Genomic DNA, 21,042 nt, shown 5'->3' with positions numbered 1-21,042 from the left:
ATTTTAGAAATAAAAGAATCCATTATTCCCAATTAAATATATTTCTTACATACTCAGCAGTTTTATTATATTAAAAAATAGGTCTAAAGTAAGATATACTTATATATTGGTTAAAAGATGAAAGAAGTATCCGATAATAAAAGTAACTAATTATAATTTTTTGAGTAGCTAATTTATAAATAAGTGACAGATAAAATTACTTTATGAGGTGAGATTGTGGTTTTAAGAATCGGCGGACTTGCAAGCGGCATGGATATAGATTCTCTTGTTGAGCAGCTAATGACAGCGGAAAAAGTACCATTGGATAAATTGAATCAAAATAAAACTTTTACAGAGTGGCAACGAGACGATTATCGTGAAATGAACACTTTGTTGCTTTCGTTAGATAATCTACTTTCGGAAGGAATTACCAAGCAATCAACATTTATCAAGAAATCAATTAATTCTTCCAATGAAGCTGCTCTATCAATAAAAAATGTCAATTCTACAGTTGATTTTTCAGGATCAATAAAGATAGATAAATTGGCTACTGCAGCTTCCATGAAAAGTGATGGAAAAACCTTAATTACTGATTATGACTCAAAAAAAACTTTAAGAGAATATGGAATTAATGATTCGAAATTAACTATTTCTGCAATTGATGCAAATGGTGTTCTGAACAGTAAGGAAATTGATATAACAGATACAGATACTATGGATAGTTTAATTTCTAAAATCAATCAACAGTCAGGTGTAACTGCTTTCTATGATTCTCAAACTAATCAATTTTCGCTAACTGCGAAAAATACTGGGGAGATTGAAGGAGCAGAAATTACACTAAGTACATCTACTGGTGGCACCTTATTAGATAAATTGAATATTGACTCTAGTAATACAGATACAGAAAAAGGAATTAATACTGCAGGGTCTAACGCAGAGATAGTATACAACGGTATCACTACAACAAGGACATCAAATGTGTTTAAAATCAATGGGGTAGAATTAACACTGAAACAAGTGACCAGCGATACAGTAAATTTTTCTTCAACTCCAGATGTCGATTCAATCTATGATTCTATTAAAAGCTTTGTAGATAAATACAATGAAATAATTGGAAAAATTAGTGATAAGATTGGTGAAACAAAATATAGAGACTATGCTCCATTAACAGATGCTCAAAAAGAGGCAATGACAGAAGATGAGATAAAAAAATGGGAAGAGAAGGCAAAAAGTGGAACTTTAAAAAATGACCAAATTCTATCTAATGTCCTTAATAGAATGCGTTCTAGCTTAGGCTCCATTGTCAGTGGTAATGGGACTTATTCAAGGCTGTCAGATATAGGCATAGCTACTACAAACAATTATTTAGAAGGCGGTAAACTAGAGATTGATGAAGATAAACTAAAGGCAGCAATAACCGCTGATCCAAACAGTGTTTATAAGCTTTTCCAAAATAGTGGCGCCCAATCTTCTAGTGAATATGGTCTTGCACAAAAAGTTAGAGAAAACCTTAAAACAGCGATGAATGAGATTAAAACAAAGGCAGGAAGTTCCTCAAGCGTTAATAACACATTTACGTTAGGAAAACTACTAAATCAATACAGCACAAGAATAGATGATTTTGAAGATAAACTTACAACTATTGAAAATAGATATTGGTCTAGATTTACGGCAATGGAAACAGCTATTAATAAAGCGAACAGTCAATCGGCATATTTGACGAACATGTTCAGCTCACAATAAAGGAGTAATATACTATAATGGCAACCACTAACCCATACCAATCGTATAAAGAAAATTCAGTGAACACAGCATCTCCAGGTGACTTAACGCTTATGTTATATAATGGGGGACTGAAATTTATCGGCTTAGCTAAACACGCCATTCAAAATAACGATATTGCAACAAGGAATATAAATATTCAGAAGGTACAGAATATAATAAAGGAATTAATGGTGACACTAAATATGGATATTCCAATTTCTAAAAATTTTATGTCTCTTTATGATTTTATGAACCGTCAGCTTATAAAGGCGAATATTGTAAATGATGTAAAAGTTTTGGAAGAAGTGGAATTTTTATTAACTGAATTTAGGGATGCCTGGAAAGAAGCAATACAAATTAATCGTCAGAAGCAATATAGATCGGACGGAAGAGTTTAATGGAAGTGTTCAAGCAATGCTATAAAATCACTTCAGAGCTAATAGACCATTTAAAGAGCGATTTGGAAAAGGATACTGAAAAGATTAATAGACTACTTGACTTAAGAAATCAAATATTCAATAACATGACAGTACCCATCACTGTTAGCGAGAAGAAGTGGGGACAAGCAATTTTACTACAGGATCAAGAACTTTTAGAGTTGCTTCAAGTTGAAAAAAAGAGTCTTCAAAAGAAGATTAAGGAATTACAGATAAAAAAAGTATCTACTCAAAAATATGTTAACCCGTATCAGTCGCTTCAGACAGATGGAGTTTATTATGATAAAAAAAATTAAATGTGAGAAGATCATAAGTGTATTGCACTATGATCTTCTCACATTTTAAGATTATTTTTTTCATGTATACATTTAGAAGGGATGGGAATGAATTATCCCCATCCGGCATTAAATCACTTTATACAAACCAACCCTAGTCTCCTTATTATCTACATTTTCTCCAACTAACACAATCTCCGAATCTGCGTCTTCTGGTGCAATAATGCTATGATCCTCCACTTTTACTTTACAAGCAGTAACACTTTTTTCGATGACTACATTTTCACCGATAACGGTTCCAGGAAGGAGTACGGAGTCTTTAACGATTGATCCTTTTCCGATAATGACATCATGGAAGATGACAGAGTTTTCTACTGTTCCATAAATTTCGCAGCCTTCACTAATAATGGAGCGTTTTACGGTAGCGGAAGATTCAATATAGGATGGGGCAAAGCAGTGTTCGTGGGTAAATACGGTCCAGTCTTTGTCATTTAGAAAGATATTGCTTTCTTTTGATAATAAGTCCATATTTGCTTCCCAGAAGCTGTCGATTGTCCCAACGTCTTTCCAGTAGCCTTTAAACGTATAGGCGTGTAATTTGCGGTTATCTGTAAGCATGGCAGGAATAATATCTTTCCCAAAATCCTTTGATGATAATTCATTTTTTTCTTCTTTTTGTAAATAGTTTTTAAGTGTTTTCCATTTAAAGATATAGACACCCATTGAAGCAAGATTTGACTGTGGGTTAGCTGGCTTTTCCTCGAAATCAACGATGCGGTTGCTTTTGCTGTCTGTATTCATGATTCCGAAGCGGCTAGCTTCTTCCCATGGAACTTCTGTCACAGAAATCGTTGCATCTGCGCCTGTTTTTATATGCTGTTGTAACATTAGGTTGTAATCCATTTTATAAATATGGTCGCCAGAAATAACGAGAACATATTCCGGGTTATACTGGTCAATATAGGATATATTTTGATAGATAGCATGTGCTGTACCATCATACCAGCGTTCTTCTGTACCACATTGGTATGGAGGAAGGATGCTTAGTCCGCCATCTCTGCTGTCCAAATCCCAATCTTTTCCGTCTTTAATGTAATTTTGCAGTACATGTGGCTGGTATTGTGTTAGTACACCAACGGTATCTATTCCTGAATTACGGCAATTGCTTAAAGTGAAATCAACTATACGATATTTTCCTCCAAATGGTACTGCTGGTTTCGCTAATTCTTCTGTTAGTTTTTTTAGTCTTGTCCCTCTTCCTCCAGCTAAAAGCATTGCGATACATTTTTTATTCAAAATAGATCCCTCCAGTATGCGTTGTCAAATCTTCCATTGTTAGAATTTCAAGAGAAAGTAAGATGCTCCTTATTTTTCCAGAATTTTTTCAAATTTTAAGAACATCTCTTAAAAAGCAAATGTTCCTCACGTTTCTATCAAGTAAGTAGATCTATTTCGTTATAAACGATCATCTTCCCAAAGTTTATAAAAGTACTCTTCCTCTTCCATTTCTTTTAATTCTGCTTCATGCTGATTTTGTAAAATTTTTTCACTCATTCATTGTACCTCCAAGTTAATTTCTTAATGTGTTCATTGTAGCAAATATAAAACAATGAATTGTAAAAATATTTTGATTAATTTCGATAAATCTCGACACAAACCTAGGTGATGATACTCACAATTACATCTTTTGTTAGGAATATAGGCTTCTCCTCATAGATTATGTCGAAATGTTTTTAAATAGTGCAATTGGTTGTCTAGATATTTAACAACAATAGAATTAACCTTTAATACGAAAAATACTAGTATTGACGGCCTTTTGCCTATCTAAATTCTTAAAATAACTAATTCTTTTAGCAGGAATAAGTTGCTTTATATTTAAGGAACGTGACGTTTTATTTATGCTGTATATATATCCTGTCCGCCGTTGATTGAAACATTTTCTGACATAAAAATTTGCTGGAATTATTATACTAATAAATTCCCTCATAAAAATGTTCACAAGTTTGTCGAAATTTCATATCGTTTTAGCAGGATTTTAGTAGGGTAGGCTAGAAATATATAGTATAGTCAAAATGATTCCTTCTAGGTATATTTCTATTTACCATTAGGAAAAAATAAGACTCGCACTGGAAACTATAAAGGAGGAGTAACTTATGAATTTCAACATTAGAGGAGAAAACATTGAGGTAACTCCAGCAATTAGAGAATATGTCGAGAAGAAAATATCCAAATTAGAAAGATATTTTTCTGAAACACCAGATGCAAAAGTAAACGTCAACCTTAAAACATATAATGACAAAACGTCTAAGGTCGAGGTTACGATTCCAATGTCCCAGCTGCTGTTGCGTGCAGAAGAAGACCATATGGACATGTATGCAGCAATCGATTTAATCTCAGATAAATTAGAAAGACAAATAAGAAAACATAAAACAAAAGTAAATCGTAAGCATAGAGAAAAAGGCAATTTAAATGAACTATTCGGTTCTTATGAAAGTGTGCCAAGTGGTGAGGATGAAGAACAAGAGCTAGAAATCGTTCGCCAAAAACGCTTCAACCTAAAACCAATGGACAGCGAAGAAGCCATCCTGCAAATGGATTTATTGGGCCATAACTTCTTCGTCTATACAGATGCTGAAACAAATAACACGAATATCGTCTACAAACGAAAAGATGGAAAATACGGATTAATAGAAGCACAATAAAAGACAAACCTGCAGCGAAAAGCTGCAGGTTTTATTCATAAAGTAAGACGGTGAAAAGATATAGTGAAATATAAAATATCAATATAAGCATTCAAAAAATAAGCCTCCCTTTTTGTACATCATATATGTCAATAGACAAACTCTCCAAATTCCTAAAGCTAATTTGTAATCCGCATTTGGAAGTTTGAAAATTCTAAAAAATACTTCCCTATTTTTAAAGGAAAGGCTATAATGAGACATGATTTAAAACAGAAGATGCGTGGTGGTTAAATGAAATTGGATGAAACAGATAAAAAGATATTAGAATTACTTACAGCAAATGGCAGGCTGTCCTATGTGGAGATCGGGAAAGAACTAAATTTGTCACGAGTGGCAATCAGAGAAAGAGTCAGTCAATTAATCGAAAATGGAGTCATTGAAAAATTTAGTGCTGTCATCAATTCCGAAAAAGTAGGTAAGACGGTTTCGGCCTTTTTTGAAGTGGACTGTGAGCCAGCTTCCCTTATTCAAGTAGCACAAACGCTTGCGGAAAATCCAGTTGTAGCAAGCTGCTATCAAATGACAGGGCCAAGTACTTTGCATATGCACGTCCTAGTGGAAGACTTTGAAGCATTAGAAAGCTTCACGAACAATGAACTTTATTCCTTAGAAGGCATAACACGAGTAGAGAGCCATATCCTTTTAAGAAGATTTAAAAGTAGAAATGGCTTAAAAATTTGATACATAGCAAAGAAAAATCAAATCCATTCGGTTTGATTTTTTTGTTTTTATACGAAACGTATTCAGAAATTCTATAATATATTTTTCAGTAAAAGGAAATAAAAACCGACAACTCGTGTTTTTATTGCAAAATCCTCCTAATTTCTTCTAAAAAATTTATAGGTAAATGATGGAACCTTTTATTTTTTTGGAATAGCAATGCTCTTTTTAATTCAATATCTAAAGAAGACTTTTGATGAGAGGTAATCCTTAATTTAATAGAGAAATGTATATTAATACCTATTTTTGAATGATTATTAGAGAAGTGTTTCTATAGTCTTTTCCTTTTCCGTATTAGTAGAAATCTTTGTGAAAAACATATTATTATTTCGGAAAACTAAATGATAGGGAAACGAAAAGGTTTACAATGATTCTGTTAGTATTGAATATATAAAATTATTAAATTTTTTTGAAAAATCACTAGAATTCTTATTATAACTATCTTATAATCATGAATATTAAATATTTGCTTTCGTTTGTTAATTAAATAAAGAAATTTAGTTTACTTTTGAAAGTGGAAATTGGTTATTTTTACAAAGAGGGGAAGGTGAGACGGTTGATCTCGATGATTATTAGAAGGTTATTTCAGCTAGTATTATTGCTTATTGGAATATCTTTCTTAGTTTTTGCTAGTATGCACTTGGCACCGGGGGATCCAGCTTCAATCATAGCAGGACCAACAGCATCATCTTCTGATATTGATGCGATTAAAGAAAGCTTAGGATTGAACAAACCCTTTCTTGTACAGTATTGGGATTATCTAAAAAATGTCTTACAGGGTGATCTAGGTTATTCTTATCAGACGAAACAATCTGTATCAGAAGCTATCGCCATAAGATTTCCAAATACTTTGAATTTAGCGATAGCAAGTATCATTGTTGCAATCGTCATTGGGTTGGTTGCTGGTATTATTTCAGCACTCAAGCAAAACTCATGGCTAGATGTATTTAGCACGGTATTTTCCTTAGGTGGGATATCAATTCCAAACTTTTGGCTAGGCTCCATCTTAATTTTAGTATTTGCCGTGAATCTGCAAATACTGCCGGTCGGTGGATTAGATGCTCCATTTTGGACGATAGAAGGAATGCAACAGTTAATTCTGCCTGCTATTACATTAGGAACAGGTTCAGCTGCAATGATTGCCAGGATGAGTCGTTCTTCGATGCTAGAAGTCATTCAAGCTGATTATGTACGAACAGCAAGAGCAAAAGGGGTAAAAGAAAGTTCCATTATTGGTGTTCATGCAATGAAAAATGCAATGATTCCAGTCATTACCGTAATTGGCGTTAACTTTGGAGGATTATTAGGAGGAACAATTATTACGGAACAAGTTTTTGCGATAAACGGTGTTGGAAGATTAATGATTGATGCGATTGCTTCAAGAGATTTTCCAATGGTGCAAGGTTCTGTATTATTGGTAGCTTCCCTCTTTGTTTTAGTCAATTTAATCGTAGATATTATATATGTATTTGTAGATCCAAGAATCAGCTATGACAATTAGGAAAGGGGGAAACCAATGGAAACTGTACCAAATCCACAACTATCTCCAGCTGTGAAGAAAGTGAGAAAAGATTCCTTTCTATTAGACACTTGGAAAAAATTAATTAAAAATCGGTTAGCGGTCGTTGGGTTGATTATTATTATTTTGCAAATAGTTATAGCAATAGCTGCACCGTTAATCACAAGCTATGATCCTGCTCGTCAAAACCTCGAAGCAACTGAATTACCAATGTTCACGGAAGGGCACTGGCTCGGTACAGATAATTATGGGCGTGATATGTGGAGCAGAATTGCTTATGGAGCAAGAATTTCTCTTGTAGTAGGTAGTATTGCCGTCGCTCTTGGATTAGTTGGCGGGATTACATTAGGGTTATTAGCAGGATATTATCGTAAATTAGATGGAATTATTATGAGGATAGTAGACTTATTATTTTCCTTTCCAGGCATTTTGCTTGCAATGCTTATCATTGCTGTGCTTGGTACGAGTTTAGTAAATGTTGCGATTGCGATAAGTATCTGGTCCATTCCTTCTTGTGCCAGAATTGTCAGAGGCTCTGTCTTATCAGTGAAAAAACAAGAATATGTCTTGGCAATGAAATCACTGGGAGCAAGTGATGTACGCATTATGTTCAAGCATATTTTGCCAAACTGTACAGCACCAATTATCGTGTTTGCAACGATGCGGATGGCAACAGCCATTCTATCCACTGCATCCCTCAGTTATTTAGGATTAGGGGCTCAGCCGCCGACACCTGAATGGGGAGCAATGATATCACAAGGCCAGGCGTATATGTGGACATCACCTCATATGACGATTATTCCTGGTATTGCCATTATGCTAACAGTGTTTGCGTTTAATGTTGTCGGTGATGGATTAAGAGATGCGCTCGATCCGAATATGAAAGTTAATCAATAACAAAAACAATACATAGATTAAGGGAGAGTTTTTAGATGAAAAAGATAGTTTTTGCCATGATGGCATTATTGCTGCTTGTTGCAGCAGGATGTTCGAATTCTAGTGGGGGATCCAGTTCAAATGGAGAAAGTGTAGCACAGGAAATAACATATGCGACAACTTCAGATGTTGTAGGATTATCCCCAATTTTAACAAATGATTCTGTTTCTTCTTCTGTCAATGAGCAAGTGTATGAAACATTGTTTACACGTAATTCAGAAACAATGGAAATTGAACCACTTTTAGCAGAGTCCTATGAAAATCCAGATGATTTAACATGGATAATCAAATTAAAAGAAGGAATTAAGTTCCAAGATGGTACAGACTTTAATGCAGAAGCAGTAAAATATACCTTTGATAAATTCCGTGATCCAGAAACAGCGGCACCACGCGCATCTTTGCTTGAACCGATTGAATCTGTCAATGTACAAGATGAATACACTGTAGAGATTAAAACAAAGTATGCATACGGTGCTTTACTTGCAGCACTTTCTCATTCTAATGCTGCCATCGTTAGTCCAGAGGCTGATAAAAATGGAGATTTAATGAAAAATCCTGTCGGTACTGGTCCATTTAAATTTGTAAGCTGGACACCAGGTGAATCTGTTGTATTGGAAAAATATACTGATTACTGGCAAGGGGAAGCAAAACTAGACAAAATTACATTTAAAGTGGTACCTGAAGTAACAACTGCAATTTCGATGCTACAAGCAGGAGATGTTCAATTTATTGATGGTATTCCAACAGAGCAATTGTCTCGTGTAGAAGGTCTTAAAAATGTAGAAGTACAGAAAAAAGAAGGTACACCTGTTTATTGGTACGGATTTAACATGGAAAAGGAACCAATGAACAATCTTGAATTCCGTCAAGCAGTAGCATATGCATTAAATCGAGATGCTTATGTAAACCAACTTAATGGCTTAGGGGTAGCTGGAAACAGTATTATTGGACCAAAAGTATTCGGCTATGATGAAGCAAGTAATGATGCTGGTTATGATTATAACTTAGAAAAAGCTAAAGAATTAGTGGAGAAAAACGGATTTGGCGACAAAGAGTATACATTGCTTGTAGCAAACAGAGCGAACTATATGAAAATGGCAGAAATTAGCCAATCTCAATTACAAGAGGCAGGTTTCAAAATCAAAATTGAAACAATGGAGTGGGGTGCATTCTTAGATGCAAGTCGTAATGGCGACTATGAAATGAACTTCTTAAGCTGGACTAACTCAACTGCAGATGGAAGTGAATTATTATACCCTAATTTCCATTCCGATAATGTTGGCTCGTCTAACATGGTGAGATACAGCAATGAAACGTTTGATAAATTAGTAGAAGAAAGTCGTGAAAGTGTAGACCAAGATGTGCGTAAAGCAAAACTGAAAGAAGCAAATGAGTTTCTTGTAAAAGATGCACCAGCTATTGTCATGAATCATGGTGTAGTAACACTTGCGTATGATAAATCTGTTAAAGGATTAGACATTGATCCAACAGGAACTTGGTCACTATATAAAGTTTACAGAGAGTAGGGATAAAAATGGAGAAGAAGCTATTATCTGTAAAAGACTTACGGACAAATTTTCGTACAGCTGATGGGGAACTGTCAGCTGTACGAGGAATTTCTTTTGACTTAGATAAGGGAGAAACATTATGCATTGTGGGGGAATCAGGTTGTGGGAAAAGTATTACCTCCCTTTCCCTTATGGGGCTTCTTCCGAGCAATGGCTATATAAGCAAAGATTCTTCGATTGATTTAAATGGAACAGATCTATCAAAGCTTACAAAGGACCAATTACGTTCTATTAGAGGGCGCGATATGGCGATGATCTTCCAAGAACCAATGACTGCTCTAAATCCAGTGTTAACGATAGGGTATCAGCTTAGAGAGCCTCTTATGCTTCATCAGCAGTTATCCAAGCAAAAGGCACATGCCAAAGGAATTGACCTGTTAAAGCAGGTAGGAATTCCTTACCCTGAAAAAAGAATGAAGCAATATCCACATGAATTAAGTGGTGGAATGAGGCAACGTGTCATGATTGCCATTGCGTTATCGTGCCGTCCCCAATTATTGATTGCAGATGAACCAACAACTGCTTTAGATGTAACAATTCAGGCGCAAATTTTAGATTTAATGGATGATTTAAAGAAACAGCTAGGCATGGGAGTGATTATGGTTACTCATGATATGGGAGTAGTCGCTGAAATCGCTGATCGCGTCATGGTTATGTATGCTGGAGAAAAGGTGGAAGAAGGGGATGTGGAGAGTATATTTACAAATCCACAGCATCCGTACACAAGAGGTTTGCTCCATTCTGTGCCAGATATTGATGACCCATCCTTTGAACTGGAAGCAATACCAGGTTCATTGCCTAACTTAAATGAAGAAATAAGTGGATGCCGTTTTCATCCGCGCTGTCCATTTGCTACAGATAGATGTAAAGCAGAATCACCGAAGGAATATGAGCTTCATTCCGCTCATCGCGTAAAATGCTGGTTGCAGGAGGAGGTGGATATACATGCAGACGATCGAGAAACAATCCCTTCTTAAATTAGAAGGGGTTAAAAAGTACTTTCCTATTAAAGGCGGTTTGTTACAAAGGGTTCAAGGTCATGTGAAAGCTGTCGAGAATGTTAGTTTAGAAGTTTTTGAGGGAGAAAGTGTTGGAGTAGTAGGTGAATCTGGGTGTGGAAAATCCACGCTCGGCCGAACCGTTCTTGGCTTAGAGGATATAACGGATGGAAAGGTCTATTTTCAAAGCCAAGATACACAAGCACTTTCTGGTAAAGAAAGAAAAGCAATCAAAAAGGATATGCAGATGATTTTCCAGGATCCTTATGCTTCCTTAAATCCTCGTCAAAAAATTGGCAATGCATTAGAAGAGGCATTTGTTATTCATACTAATCTGGCAAAAGAAGAAAGAAAACGAAGAGTAATAGAGCTTTTACAAGAAGTAGGGCTAAAGGAAGAACATTATGACCGCTATCCCCACGAATTTAGTGGTGGACAACGTCAGCGTATCGGGATTGCTCGTGCGATTGCCCTTAATCCTTCCCTTATTATTTGTGATGAAGCAGTATCTGCTTTAGACGTATCGGTTCAAGCACAGGTTTTAAAATTAATGAAGGGCTTAAAAGATAAGTATCAATTAACTTATTTATTTATCTCCCATGATTTAGGTGTAGTTCGCTATTTCTGCGATCGGGTATTGGTCATGTACTTGGGGAATACGATGGAGCTAGCTTCCTCGGAAAAATTATATGAAAATCCACTTCATCCTTATACAAAAGCGTTGTTATCCTCGATTCCACGCCCTAAAATAGGTGTAAAGGGTGAACGCATTCGCTTACAGGGAGAGATTCCGAATCCAGCGAACCCGCCATCAGGCTGTCCATTTCATACACGCTGTCCGATTGCAACTGACTTATGTAAACAATCGAAACCAGAGTGGAAAGAAGCAGAGCCGAATCATTTTGTAGCCTGTCATTATGTCGGAAAGGAATTGAATTAATATGAAATTAGATTACTTATATCATCCTTATCCATCCCAACGCAATACTGTTTTTGCCAAGAAAGGAATGGTTGCTACTTCCCAGCCTTTAGCTGCTCAAGCTGGGCTGGAGATTTTGCAGAAGGGGGGAAACGCAATTGATGCGGCGATTGCTACAGCAGCGGCATTAACGGTAGTAGAACCTACTTCTAATGGAATCGGTGGAGATGCGTTTGCACTTGTATGGGTAAAAGACAAACTTCATGGATTAAACGCAAGTGGTCCTGCTCCAAACGCTATTTCCATTGATGATTTAAAAGCGAAGGGCTTCGAGAAGATGCCAACCCATGGTGTTATCCCAGTTACTGTACCGGGAGTTCCATCTGCTTGGGCTGCTCTTGCTGAGAAATTTGGAAAGCTGCCTTTAAAAGAAACATTAGCACCTGCTATTCGTCTTGCAGAAGAGGGGTATCCAATTAGTCCAACTTTAGGAAAGTATTGGAACCTTGCCTATAATCGTTTTAAAGAAATTTTTCAAGGAGAAGAGTATAAGCCTTGGTTTGATACATTTGCACCAAACGGAAAAGTACCACAAATTGGTGAAATTTGGTCATCAAAAGGTCATGCAGCTACTTTGCGCTCGATTGCAGAAACGAATGCAGAAAGCTTTTACCGTGGAGAATTAGCAGACAAAATATCGCAATTTATGGAGGAGCATGATGGCTATCTTCGTAAAGAGGATCTAGCTCGCTTTTATCCAGAATGGGTAGACCCGATTTCTGTTTCTTACAAAGGCTATGATGTTTGGGAAATTCCGCCAAATGGCCAAGGTTTAGTGGCGTTAATGGCGCTTAATATTGCAAAAGGCTTTGATTTAACCGAGAAGGATTCTGTTGATACATACCATAAACATATTGAAGCAATGAAGCTTGCATTCACAGATGGGAAAGCCTTTATTACGGAAGAAAAAGAGATGCCTCATACGGTGAGTGAGCTATTAAGTGAAGAATACGCAGCGTTAAGAAGAGAATTAATTGGCGAGCATGCGATTACTCCTGAGCCTTTATCTCCTCCAAAGGGCGGAACGGTATACTTAGCAGCTGCAGATGAAGAAGGAAATATGATTTCCTATATTCAAAGTAATTATATGGGCTTTGGTTCAGGGATTGTCATTCCAGGAACAGGAATCGGTCTGCAAAATCGTGGACATGATTTCTCACTAGATCCAACCCATCCCAATGCATTAAAGCCAGGGAAACGAACATATCATACCATTATTCCTGGGTTCCTTACCAAAGATAATAAACCAGTTGGTCCTTTTGGGGTTATGGGTGGCTATATGCAGCCACAAGGACATTTCCAGGTAATAACAAATACAATCGACTTCCATTTAAACCCACAAGCTGCTTTAGATGCACCAAGATGGCAGTGGATGGAAGGCAAGAAAATTTTAGTAGAACCTCATTTTCCAAACTATCTCGCTCAAGCACTGGCAAGACGAGGGCATGAGATTCAAACGGCTACAGACTACGGTCATTTTGGCAGAGGACAAATTATCTGGCGAGATGAAGAAACAGGTGCATTAATTGGAGGAACAGAATCAAGAACAGATGGAGCGATTGCATCCTGGTAAGACGTCAGAAAGGTTGTTGATTTTATGACATATTGGCATCTATTTCTTGCTTTTTTCCGAGTGGGAATATTAGGATATGGCGGCGGTCCATCTTCTATCCCACTTGTGAAAAACGAAGTAGTGGATAAATATAAATGGATGACAGATGATGAGTTTTCCGATGTTTTAGCATTAGGGAATGCATTGCCTGGACCGATTGCGACCAAAATGGCAGGCTATATTGGTTGGCAAGTAAAGGGAGTCTTTGGAATGATAATTGCCATTATCGCATCTGTTGTTCCTACTATTTTATTAATGATTGTTCTTTTAACCTTCTTAAATTCCTTCAAGGATAAGCCTTGGGTATTAGGAATGACAAAGGCAGTAGTACCAGTAGTTGGTGTGATGCTTGGGGTATTGACAGTGGACTTTTTAAAGAAAGTAAATACTAGATTTGGCGTGAAGCTAACGATTGGGTTAGTTGTAGCAAGCATCATTCTTTTAGTTCTTCTGAATATCCATCCTGCGATTGTGATTGGCGTTGTCATTGTCATTTCACTTCTAAGTAAGAAGGAGAAGCAGGAAGTGAAAGAGGTGAAGGCTTCGTGATTTATTGGCACATCTTTTGGGCATTTTTTCTGCCTGGAATTCTTGGTTATGGAGGCGGACCTGCTTCGATTCCTTTAGTGGAAAAAGAAGTGGTTGATCGGTATGAATGGGTAACAGAAAATGAATTTAGTGAAATGCTGGCAATGGGAAATGCATTGCCTGGACCAATTGCGACCAAAATGGCAGGCTATATCGGGTTTCAAGAGGGTGGAGTGCTTGGCGCAATCATCGGTGTGTTTGCAACAGTTGCCCCATCCTTAATTTTAATGATTGTCCTCTTACGTTTGCTAATGAAATTTAAAGATTCTCCAAAAGTGAATCTACTGACAAACTTAGTTAGACCAGTAATTGCTGTTTTGCTAGCAATGATGACAATCAGTTTTTTCCAAAATTCTTATCATGGAATTGGAATTCTGCAGACCGCATTCATTGGCATCATTAGCTTCATTTTATTAGAAAAAGTAAAAGTTCATCCTGCTTATGTGATAGCAGGTTCCCTTGTGTATGGGGCAATTTTCTTAGCTTAAAAAGGAGGCAAGAATATGACATTTTCTATTGTCGGGTATGATCCACAGGAAAAAGAATGGGGCATTGCTGTCCAATCGAAATTTCTTGGTGTTGGAGCAGTTGTTCCGTGGGCGAAGGCAGGAGTGGGAGCTGTTGCAACCCAATCTTATGCAAATACCTCCTTTGGTCCAGATGGCTTACGCTTAATGGAAGAGGGAAAATCAGCAGAAGAAGCCTTGCATGCATTATTAGATAAGGACCCAGGACGAGAGCAGAGACAAGTTGGCTTTATTGATGCAAACGGCAATGCAGCAACGTTCACGGGAAAAGAATGCTATAACTGGGCTGGAGGGGTAACAGGGCAACATTTCGCAGCACAGGGAAATATTCTAGTGGACGAGAATACAGTAAAAGCAATGGCTGACACTTTTCAAAAGGCAGAAGGAAGTCTTGCTGAACGATTACTTGCAGCATTGCAAGCAGGACAAAATGCAGGTGGTGACAGTAGAGGACAGCAATCAGCAGCACTGCTTGTTGTAAAGGATAGAGGTGGATATGGAGGCTTTAATGATCGCTATATTGATTTGAGAGTAGAAGATCATGGGGAGCCAATCAAAGAACTAACCCGCATCTATCAATTACAGCAACTATATTTCGCTCCCTCAAAGCCAGAGAATATTATTCCAATCGAAGGAAGAACGTTAGAGGAACTAACGACACACCTCCAAAGATTGGGCTATCTAAACGAAACAATCACGGCAATATCTGAAGCACTTACTACCTATATTCATACCGAGAACTTTGAAGAACGAGAACAAAAAGAGGGCTTTATTGATTCAGAAGTGCTCGAGTATATGAAAAAACAAAAATAATCAAACAAGAAACTTCCTATTATATAGGGAGTTTTTTGTTTGATAAAAGAGAAGTTAAGTGTAGCCTCCATCTTGCGAACTAATTGATTTGGCAGAACAAGTTGATCTACAGTAATCATTTCTAATTGGTCTCTTTGAATAGAAGAATGTTTGGAAGGGAGTGTTTCAACTCTAAAAAATTTTCTAGCTGTAATTTAAAAACAGAGCAGTTAAAATTCTAGACTAAATTGATAAAGCCATGTTGATTGGAGCGGAAGGGGTGAGACTCCTATGGGAGATGCGAGAAAGTCCGAGACCCTGCAGGAGCATAGCGACGAAGCGGCTCGGCGCTCGCCCCGGTGAGTCGAGCGGTAAGCCTCGGAAAACAATAGCCTAAACTAAGTTAGAATGGTTTGGTAACTACCGATTCACCAGGTAATACACTTTTCAGTGGCCTCAGCGAAACGACGAAGCGGCTCGGCGCTCGCCCCATGGAAAGCGAACCCCTGTAGCGGAAATCAACATCCCTATTAGAAAGGGCTACAAAAAAGACCATAGGCAAAATCCTCAAACTAAAAGGAGTTTGTCTCCAGTTTGAAACTTCCTATTATATAGGGAGTTTTTTATCGTGTTGACTTCTGTATATTCTCAAACAGCAATGATCGGAATAGAATGTTCATATAGGTAAAAGCAACTGGAAAAACGATATTTCCAGACAATTTATTAAATAAAAAGGATTGAAATTCCAGATGAGAACTTCTATAATGAAGGTACGAACTACCATACTAGTGTTATTAGAATACCAAGAAAAAGGTGAGTATAATAGTTTCAATGAGAAAAAGGCAAAATATTTCCACACGAGATTTTGTTTATGAAACATTAAAAAATAGAATAACAGATTTAGAATTAAAACCAGGACAAAAGATTTCAGAACAAGAAATCGCAAGTGAGTTAAAGGTAAGTCGCACTCCAGTAAGAGAAGCTTTCTTAAAGCTATCACAAGAAGATTTGCTTGGAATCTATCCACAAATTGGTACAATTGTTTCCTTGATTGATTTAGATCTTGTGGAAGAAGCAAGGTTTATTCGAGAAAATATGGAAAAAGCAGTTGTGAGAGAAGCTTGTCAGGTTTTTGACCAAGAGCAGCTATTTAAAGTGGAATCCAATATTGCCATGCAGGAATTATGCTTGAAAAACGAGTCCTACCATCAATTATTGGAATTAGATGATCAGTTTCATCGTTTATTATTTGAGGGATGTAATAAACTGAGAACCTGGAAGATGATTAGACAAATGAACAGCCACTTTGATCGCTTGCGTGTTCTGCGATTAGAATCAAATCTGGAATGGGATATGCTTGTTTCTCAGCATAAAGATATCTTTCAATTTATCAAGGAAAAGAAAGCAATTGATGCAGAAAAATTAATAGGGATACATTTAAATTTAGTTAACTTTGAGAAAATGGAATTAAAGAAGACTTATCCTGATTATTTTAGTTAAGATTAGTAGAATTTTATCATAGCTTTTTCACAGAATTTTAATCAAGCTTTATAGGTTAATTATAGGAGGATTAAGCAAATGGAAAAAATGATGGATAAAGAAAATCAACGATTCGTAACCGATAGTTATCACTGTTGGTTGCAGTATCGTAAAATTGAAAACGCTGATAAATATACCAACATAGCTTCTACTATTTCAATTGCTTTACAATCAGTAGTCATTGGTTCTGCTGTAAACGAACTTAAAATTGCTCTTAAGTCTATGCTAGATGTTGTACCAACTATTCAACAATCTGTGGAAGATGAGTCTTCTATTATTTTGGGAACATATGAAAGCGTTAACTTAAATGATTATGGGATTTCACCAAAATTATTTGATGACTTAAATGAGGAAGGCTATTTAGTAAAAACAACCGATGATAATAGACAAGTGCTATTAATTGGAAAAACAGATAAAGGAGCTTTATATGCAGCTTTCCACTTTTTAAGAATTTTACAACAAGAAGAATCCCTTATTGGCTTAGAAATAAGGGAAACACCAAAACATCAGTTAAGAATGATGAATCAATGGGATAATATGAACGGTTCTATTGAACGAGGTTATTCTGGTAACTCCATCTTTTTTAATGATAACGATTTCACGAAGGATTTCGCAAGAATTAAAGATTATGCTCGCCTTCTCTCTTCTGTTGGAATCAATGCCATCTCGATTAATAATGTAAATGTATGGGAGGTGGAGACGAAATTACTTACAAAGGAATTTTTGCCTAAAGTGAAAGAAGTGGCAACTATTCTAAGGTCTTATGGGATTACTACTTATTTAAGTATAAATTATGCTAGTCCTATAGAATTGGGGAATCTTCCAACTGCCGATCCACTGGATAAAGAAGTAGAAAAATGGTGGGCGAGAAAGGCAGAAGAAATTTATAGCTATATCCCTGATTTTGGTGGTTTCGTGGTGAAAGCAGATTCAGAAGGTAGACCTGGACCATTTACATATGGCAGAGGCCATGTCGAGGGAGCTAATGTTTTAGCACGAGCATTACAGCCTTTTAATGGAAAAGTAGTATGGCGTTGCTTTGTTTACAATTGTTTACAGGATTGGCGGGATAGAAAAACAGATCGAGCTCGTGCAGCATACGACAATTTTAAGCCCCTTGATGGACAATTTCTTGATAATGTTATTTTGCAAGTTAAAAATGGGCCAGTGGATTTCCAAGTACGTGAACCAATCTCTCCGCTAATAGGCGCTATGAAAGAAACGAACCAGGTAGTGGAATTTCAAATTGCACAAGAATATACGGGTCAACAAAAAGACGTTTGCTATTTAGTTCCACAGTGGAAGGAAATATTAAACTTTGATACATATGCTGATGGAGAAGGATCGACCGTAAAATCAATAGTAGATGGTTCACACTATAACTATAGCCATAGCGGTATTGCTGCTGTATCTAATATAGGCAATGATATAAATTGGACTGGAAATACATTAGCACAGGCCAATCTTTATGGATTTGGCAGATTAACCTGGAATCCTGATTTATCAACAGAAGAAATTACAGATGAATGGATTCAATTAACTTTTGGTCATGATCCGAAAGTGGTAGAAGTATTGGAATTTATTTTGCTCCAATCATGGAGAACCTATGAAAATTATACTGCACCACTTGGCGTCGGCTGGATGGTAAATCCTAATCATCATTATGGTCCAAACGTGGATGGATATGAGTATTCAAAATGGGGTACATACCACTTTGCTGACTGTAAAGGAATTGGTGTAGACCGTACAATGAAAACTGGAACTGGCTATGTGGGACAATACTTTGGACCAAATGCAGAACGATACAATTCATTAGAAGATTGTCCAGATGAGTTGCTTCTATTTTTCCATCATGTACCATACACACATAAACTTCACTCTGGAGAAACCGTCATTCAGCATATTTATAATACACATTTTCAAGGTGTAGAAGAAGTGGAGACGTTTATTAAGAAATGGAATGAATTAGAAGGAAAAGTAGAGAATTGGGTTTTTGAAAATGTGAAAGAACGTTTTCAGCTTCAATTAGAAAATGCTATGGAATGGCGTGATCGCATTAATACGTATTTCTATAGAAAATCAGGAATAGCAGACGAAAAAAATAGAACAATATATTAAAATCAGTACCTCATTTATCCCGCATTATGGCCAGTAAAGTAGCCTTCCCGCTGCAAAAGAAGGACGGAACTGCGCGTATAAGACCAATTGATGCAACGGTCAATTAGTGGGGGTTGAAAAGCCTCCCCTGATTGACGTTGTTTTAAGGAAAAAAGAAATCGTGGGCTAGTGATTTAGCCTGATAAACTTAATCATCAAGAGAACCTATCCTTTTACAATCACTTTTTATTATTATCCACTAAAAAATGAACATAGTATCTTTTATAGATAATCTTTGGAATAAAGCGTATAAGTCGAAATAAAAATTTATTTGAATTTTCTTATCATAAGTAGGGATTTGATAAAAGTTGAAAGCGTTTTATTTTTGCGAAAGTAGTACTTATTTTCCATCCTAAATTCTAAATAAATAAAAAGGAGAGGGTTGTGTGTTAAAAGTAGCTATTATCGGTGCAGGAGCAATTTCATCAGCTCATATGGAAGCGTATTTGCAATTTCCAGAGCGCTGTCAGATTGTTGCACTATGTGATATTTATCCGGAGAAGGCAGAAAAGAAGGCGAAAGAATTTAACCTTGATGTAGCCATTTATGATGACCATACAAAAATGCTAGAACGTGAGGACATTGACCTAGTATCCGTTTGTACACCACCTTATACACATTCAGAAATAACCATTAATTTTCTGGATTCTGGTAAGAATGTGTTGGTTGAAAAACCAATGGCATCTTCATTAGAGGAATGTGATGCGATGAATGCAGCTGCGGAAAGAAATCATAAAATGTTGTCTGTCATTTCACAAAACCGTTTTCGTACCCCAATGATGAAGTTAAAAAGGGTACTAGATACTAAACTTATGGGACCCATTGTCCATACACAGGTTGATTCTTACTGGTGGCGCGGGCACAGCTATTATGATTTATGGTGGCGTGGTACATGGGAAAAAGAAGGTGGCGGTTGTACACTAAATCACGCTGTGCACCATATAGATATTTTCAAATGGATGAATGGGATGCCATCTGAAGTTACTGCCGTCATGAGTAATACTTCTCATGACAATGCAGAAGTAGAGGATATTTCTATCGCTATTTGCCGCTATAATGACGGAAGTCTTGCTCAAATAACGAGCTCTGTCATTCATCATGGGGAGGAACAACAATTAATTTTTCAAGGGGAAAATGCTAGAGTCTCCGTTCCATGGAAAGTGAAGGCATCTAAATCAAAGGGAAATGGATTTCCAGAAGAGGATCCAGAGTTGGAAGAAAAGATTCAGCATTATTATGAGGAATTGGAAGAAGTACAGTATGAGGGACACACAGGTCAAATTGATGATGTGTTAACTGCGTTGGAACATGGAATTCCTGTTTTAATTGATGGAAAACAAGGAAGACAGACATTGGAATTGATTTCTGCTATCTATGAATCTGCAAGCACAGGTAAAACAATTAAACTTCCATTAACGAAGGATAGCCTATTTTACACAATGGAAGGCACACAAAAAAATGCCATCCATTTCTATGAAAAGAAAACAGCGATAGAAAACTTTGAAGACAATGACATTACCGTAGGCGGAAAATACGAGTAAATAAAGGAGGAGAAAGTATTGAATAAAAATGATGGCATGAATTATGCTCCAAAAGGAAAAGTAAGCAAAGTAGTGGAAGAAGGCGAATTCCGATTTGCAGCGATTGGATTAGATCATGGGCATATTTATGGAATGTGTAATGGTCTGGTAGAAGCAGGAGGAACTTTAGTTGCCGTTTATGACCCAGGTGTGACACGTTTCTAACGGAAAAGGTTAGGCATTAGGGAGTATTTAGCACTCTCTAAGAGAACTAATTTCTCGATAGGCGGAATGAGGAGGTAACGCTCTGAAACGCCTACTCTGATACTCCGACATGCTGATTCTAGGGTTAAATAGATTGGTATGAAGCTCGGTGAAGTCGGCAGAGAGA

Annotated in this window: 18 protein-coding genes and 1 pseudogene; 18 read left to right on the top strand and 1 reads right to left on the bottom strand. The window is 36.8% G+C overall.

Going from position 1 to position 21,042, the window contains the following annotated elements:
* The first annotated feature begins 216 nt into the window (after positions 1-216).
* From QQZ16_RS00550 to QQZ16_RS00540, 3 genes are read left to right on the top strand one after another with little or no spacing between them, the layout of a single operon-like run.
* On the top strand, positions 217-1,722 hold the full coding sequence (locus QQZ16_RS00550) for a flagellar hook-associated protein 2 (protein WP_235252084.1): 1,506 nt from the start codon (positions 217-219) through the stop codon (positions 1,720-1,722).
* 17 nt (positions 1,723-1,739) lie between these two features.
* Positions 1,740-2,141 (top strand): flagellar export chaperone FliS, encoded by a 402-nt coding sequence (fliS, locus tag QQZ16_RS00545; protein ID WP_235252083.1) that lies wholly within the window; start codon positions 1,740-1,742, stop codon positions 2,139-2,141.
* Entirely contained in the window at positions 2,141-2,476 is a 336-nt protein-coding gene (locus QQZ16_RS00540; RefSeq protein WP_235252082.1) for a flagellar protein FliT, read from the top strand. Before fliS ends, QQZ16_RS00540 begins: the two co-directional genes overlap by 1 nt.
* A gap of 108 nt (positions 2,477-2,584) precedes the next feature.
* Here the strand turns inward: QQZ16_RS00540 and QQZ16_RS00535 are convergent, their stop codons facing one another.
* Entirely contained in the window at positions 2,585-3,751 is a 1,167-nt protein-coding gene (locus QQZ16_RS00535; RefSeq protein WP_268817898.1) for a glucose-1-phosphate adenylyltransferase, read from the bottom strand.
* A gap of 857 nt (positions 3,752-4,608) precedes the next feature.
* Here QQZ16_RS00535 and hpf point away from each other — a divergent pair.
* The 15 genes and pseudogenes from hpf to QQZ16_RS00460 form a co-directional block, all read left to right on the top strand.
* Complete coding sequence (hpf, locus tag QQZ16_RS00530) at positions 4,609-5,157, top strand: ribosome hibernation-promoting factor, HPF/YfiA family (protein ID WP_031540560.1); 549 nt, start codon at positions 4,609-4,611, stop codon at positions 5,155-5,157.
* 270 nt (positions 5,158-5,427) lie between these two features.
* Positions 5,428-5,877, top strand: a complete 450-nt coding sequence (locus QQZ16_RS00525) for an Lrp/AsnC family transcriptional regulator (protein ID WP_031540559.1) — start codon at positions 5,428-5,430, stop codon at positions 5,875-5,877.
* A gap of 595 nt (positions 5,878-6,472) precedes the next feature.
* Entirely contained in the window at positions 6,473-7,417 is a 945-nt protein-coding gene (gene nikB / locus QQZ16_RS00520; RefSeq protein ID WP_031540558.1) for a nickel ABC transporter permease, read from the top strand.
* A gap of 15 nt (positions 7,418-7,432) precedes the next feature.
* Positions 7,433-8,332: an ABC transporter permease gene (locus tag QQZ16_RS00515; protein ID WP_284560969.1), complete on the top strand. Its 900-nt coding sequence runs from the start codon at positions 7,433-7,435 to the stop codon at positions 8,330-8,332.
* Between the two features lie 35 nt (positions 8,333-8,367).
* Positions 8,368-9,897, top strand: a complete 1,530-nt coding sequence (locus QQZ16_RS00510) for a glutathione ABC transporter substrate-binding protein (protein ID WP_284560968.1) — start codon at positions 8,368-8,370, stop codon at positions 9,895-9,897.
* Positions 9,898-9,905: 8 nt separating this feature from the next.
* Positions 9,906-10,916: an ABC transporter ATP-binding protein gene (locus QQZ16_RS00505; protein WP_284560967.1), complete on the top strand. Its 1,011-nt coding sequence runs from the start codon at positions 9,906-9,908 to the stop codon at positions 10,914-10,916.
* Positions 10,885-11,877 carry an ABC transporter ATP-binding protein gene (locus QQZ16_RS00500; protein ID WP_284560966.1) on the top strand — a complete coding sequence of 331 codons (993 nt, stop codon included), beginning with the start codon at positions 10,885-10,887 and terminating at the stop codon, positions 11,875-11,877. Before QQZ16_RS00505 ends, QQZ16_RS00500 begins: the two co-directional genes overlap by 32 nt.
* 1 nt (position 11,878) lies before the next feature.
* On the top strand, positions 11,879-13,489 hold the full coding sequence (locus QQZ16_RS00495; protein WP_031540553.1) for a gamma-glutamyltransferase family protein: 1,611 nt from the start codon (positions 11,879-11,881) through the stop codon (positions 13,487-13,489).
* A gap of 24 nt (positions 13,490-13,513) precedes the next feature.
* Positions 13,514-14,077: a chromate transporter gene (locus tag QQZ16_RS00490; RefSeq protein ID WP_235252080.1), complete on the top strand. Its 564-nt coding sequence runs from the start codon at positions 13,514-13,516 to the stop codon at positions 14,075-14,077.
* Entirely contained in the window at positions 14,074-14,604 is a 531-nt protein-coding gene (locus QQZ16_RS00485; RefSeq protein ID WP_235252079.1) for a chromate transporter, read from the top strand. The genes QQZ16_RS00490 and QQZ16_RS00485 overlap by 4 nt, the downstream gene beginning before the upstream one ends.
* A 15-nt stretch (positions 14,605-14,619) precedes the next feature.
* On the top strand, positions 14,620-15,456 hold the full coding sequence (locus QQZ16_RS00480; protein WP_235252078.1) for a DUF1028 domain-containing protein: 837 nt from the start codon (positions 14,620-14,622) through the stop codon (positions 15,454-15,456).
* Positions 15,457-16,266: 810 nt separating this feature from the next.
* Positions 16,267-16,935 carry a GntR family transcriptional regulator gene (locus tag QQZ16_RS00475; protein ID WP_235252077.1) on the top strand — a complete coding sequence of 223 codons (669 nt, stop codon included), beginning with the start codon at positions 16,267-16,269 and terminating at the stop codon, positions 16,933-16,935.
* A gap of 87 nt (positions 16,936-17,022) precedes the next feature.
* A complete protein-coding gene (locus QQZ16_RS00470; RefSeq protein WP_419181472.1) occupies positions 17,023-19,092 on the top strand; it encodes an alpha-glucuronidase family glycosyl hydrolase in 2,070 nt (689 codons plus the stop codon).
* A 425-nt stretch (positions 19,093-19,517) separates the two neighbouring features.
* A complete protein-coding gene (locus QQZ16_RS00465) occupies positions 19,518-20,672 on the top strand; it encodes a Gfo/Idh/MocA family protein (protein ID WP_235252075.1) in 1,155 nt (384 codons plus the stop codon).
* An 18-nt stretch (positions 20,673-20,690) separates the two neighbouring features.
* A pseudogene (locus QQZ16_RS00460) lies at positions 20,691-20,858 on the top strand (Gfo/Idh/MocA family protein); the annotation flags it as partial.
* Positions 20,859-21,042: the final 184 nt, after the last annotated feature.

The organism is Bacillus sp. T2.9-1 (genome assembly GCF_950097965.1).
Classification (GTDB): Bacteria; Bacillota; Bacilli; order Bacillales; family Cytobacillaceae; genus Niallia; species Niallia hominis.
The sequence above is the reverse complement of the archived record's forward strand: the minus strand, read 5'-3'. Positions and strand labels throughout refer to the sequence as shown.

Bases quoted from the DNA above. Each gene is read 5' to 3' on its own strand.
- QQZ16_RS00525 (WP_031540559.1), top strand. From the start codon at position 5,428: ATGAAATTGGATGAAACAGATAAAAAGATATTAGAATTACTTACAGCA.
- QQZ16_RS00490 (WP_235252080.1), top strand. From the start codon at position 13,514: ATGACATATTGGCATCTATTTCTTGCTTTTTTCCGAGTGGGAATATTA.
- QQZ16_RS00475 (WP_235252077.1), top strand. From the start codon at position 16,267: ATGAGAAAAAGGCAAAATATTTCCACACGAGATTTTGTTTATGAAACA.
- QQZ16_RS00480 (WP_235252078.1), top strand. From the start codon at position 14,620: ATGACATTTTCTATTGTCGGGTATGATCCACAGGAAAAAGAATGGGGC.
- QQZ16_RS00515 (WP_284560969.1), top strand. From the start codon at position 7,433: ATGGAAACTGTACCAAATCCACAACTATCTCCAGCTGTGAAGAAAGTG.
- QQZ16_RS00470 (WP_419181472.1), top strand. From the start codon at position 17,023: ATGATGGATAAAGAAAATCAACGATTCGTAACCGATAGTTATCACTGT.
- QQZ16_RS00510 (WP_284560968.1), top strand. From the start codon at position 8,368: ATGAAAAAGATAGTTTTTGCCATGATGGCATTATTGCTGCTTGTTGCA.
- QQZ16_RS00540 (WP_235252082.1), top strand. From the start codon at position 2,141: ATGGAAGTGTTCAAGCAATGCTATAAAATCACTTCAGAGCTAATAGAC.
- fliS (WP_235252083.1), top strand. From the start codon at position 1,740: ATGGCAACCACTAACCCATACCAATCGTATAAAGAAAATTCAGTGAAC.
- QQZ16_RS00495 (WP_031540553.1), top strand. From the start codon at position 11,879: ATGAAATTAGATTACTTATATCATCCTTATCCATCCCAACGCAATACT.
- QQZ16_RS00500 (WP_284560966.1), top strand. From the start codon at position 10,885: ATGCAGACGATCGAGAAACAATCCCTTCTTAAATTAGAAGGGGTTAAA.
- QQZ16_RS00505 (WP_284560967.1), top strand. From the start codon at position 9,906: ATGGAGAAGAAGCTATTATCTGTAAAAGACTTACGGACAAATTTTCGT.
- hpf (WP_031540560.1), top strand. From the start codon at position 4,609: ATGAATTTCAACATTAGAGGAGAAAACATTGAGGTAACTCCAGCAATT.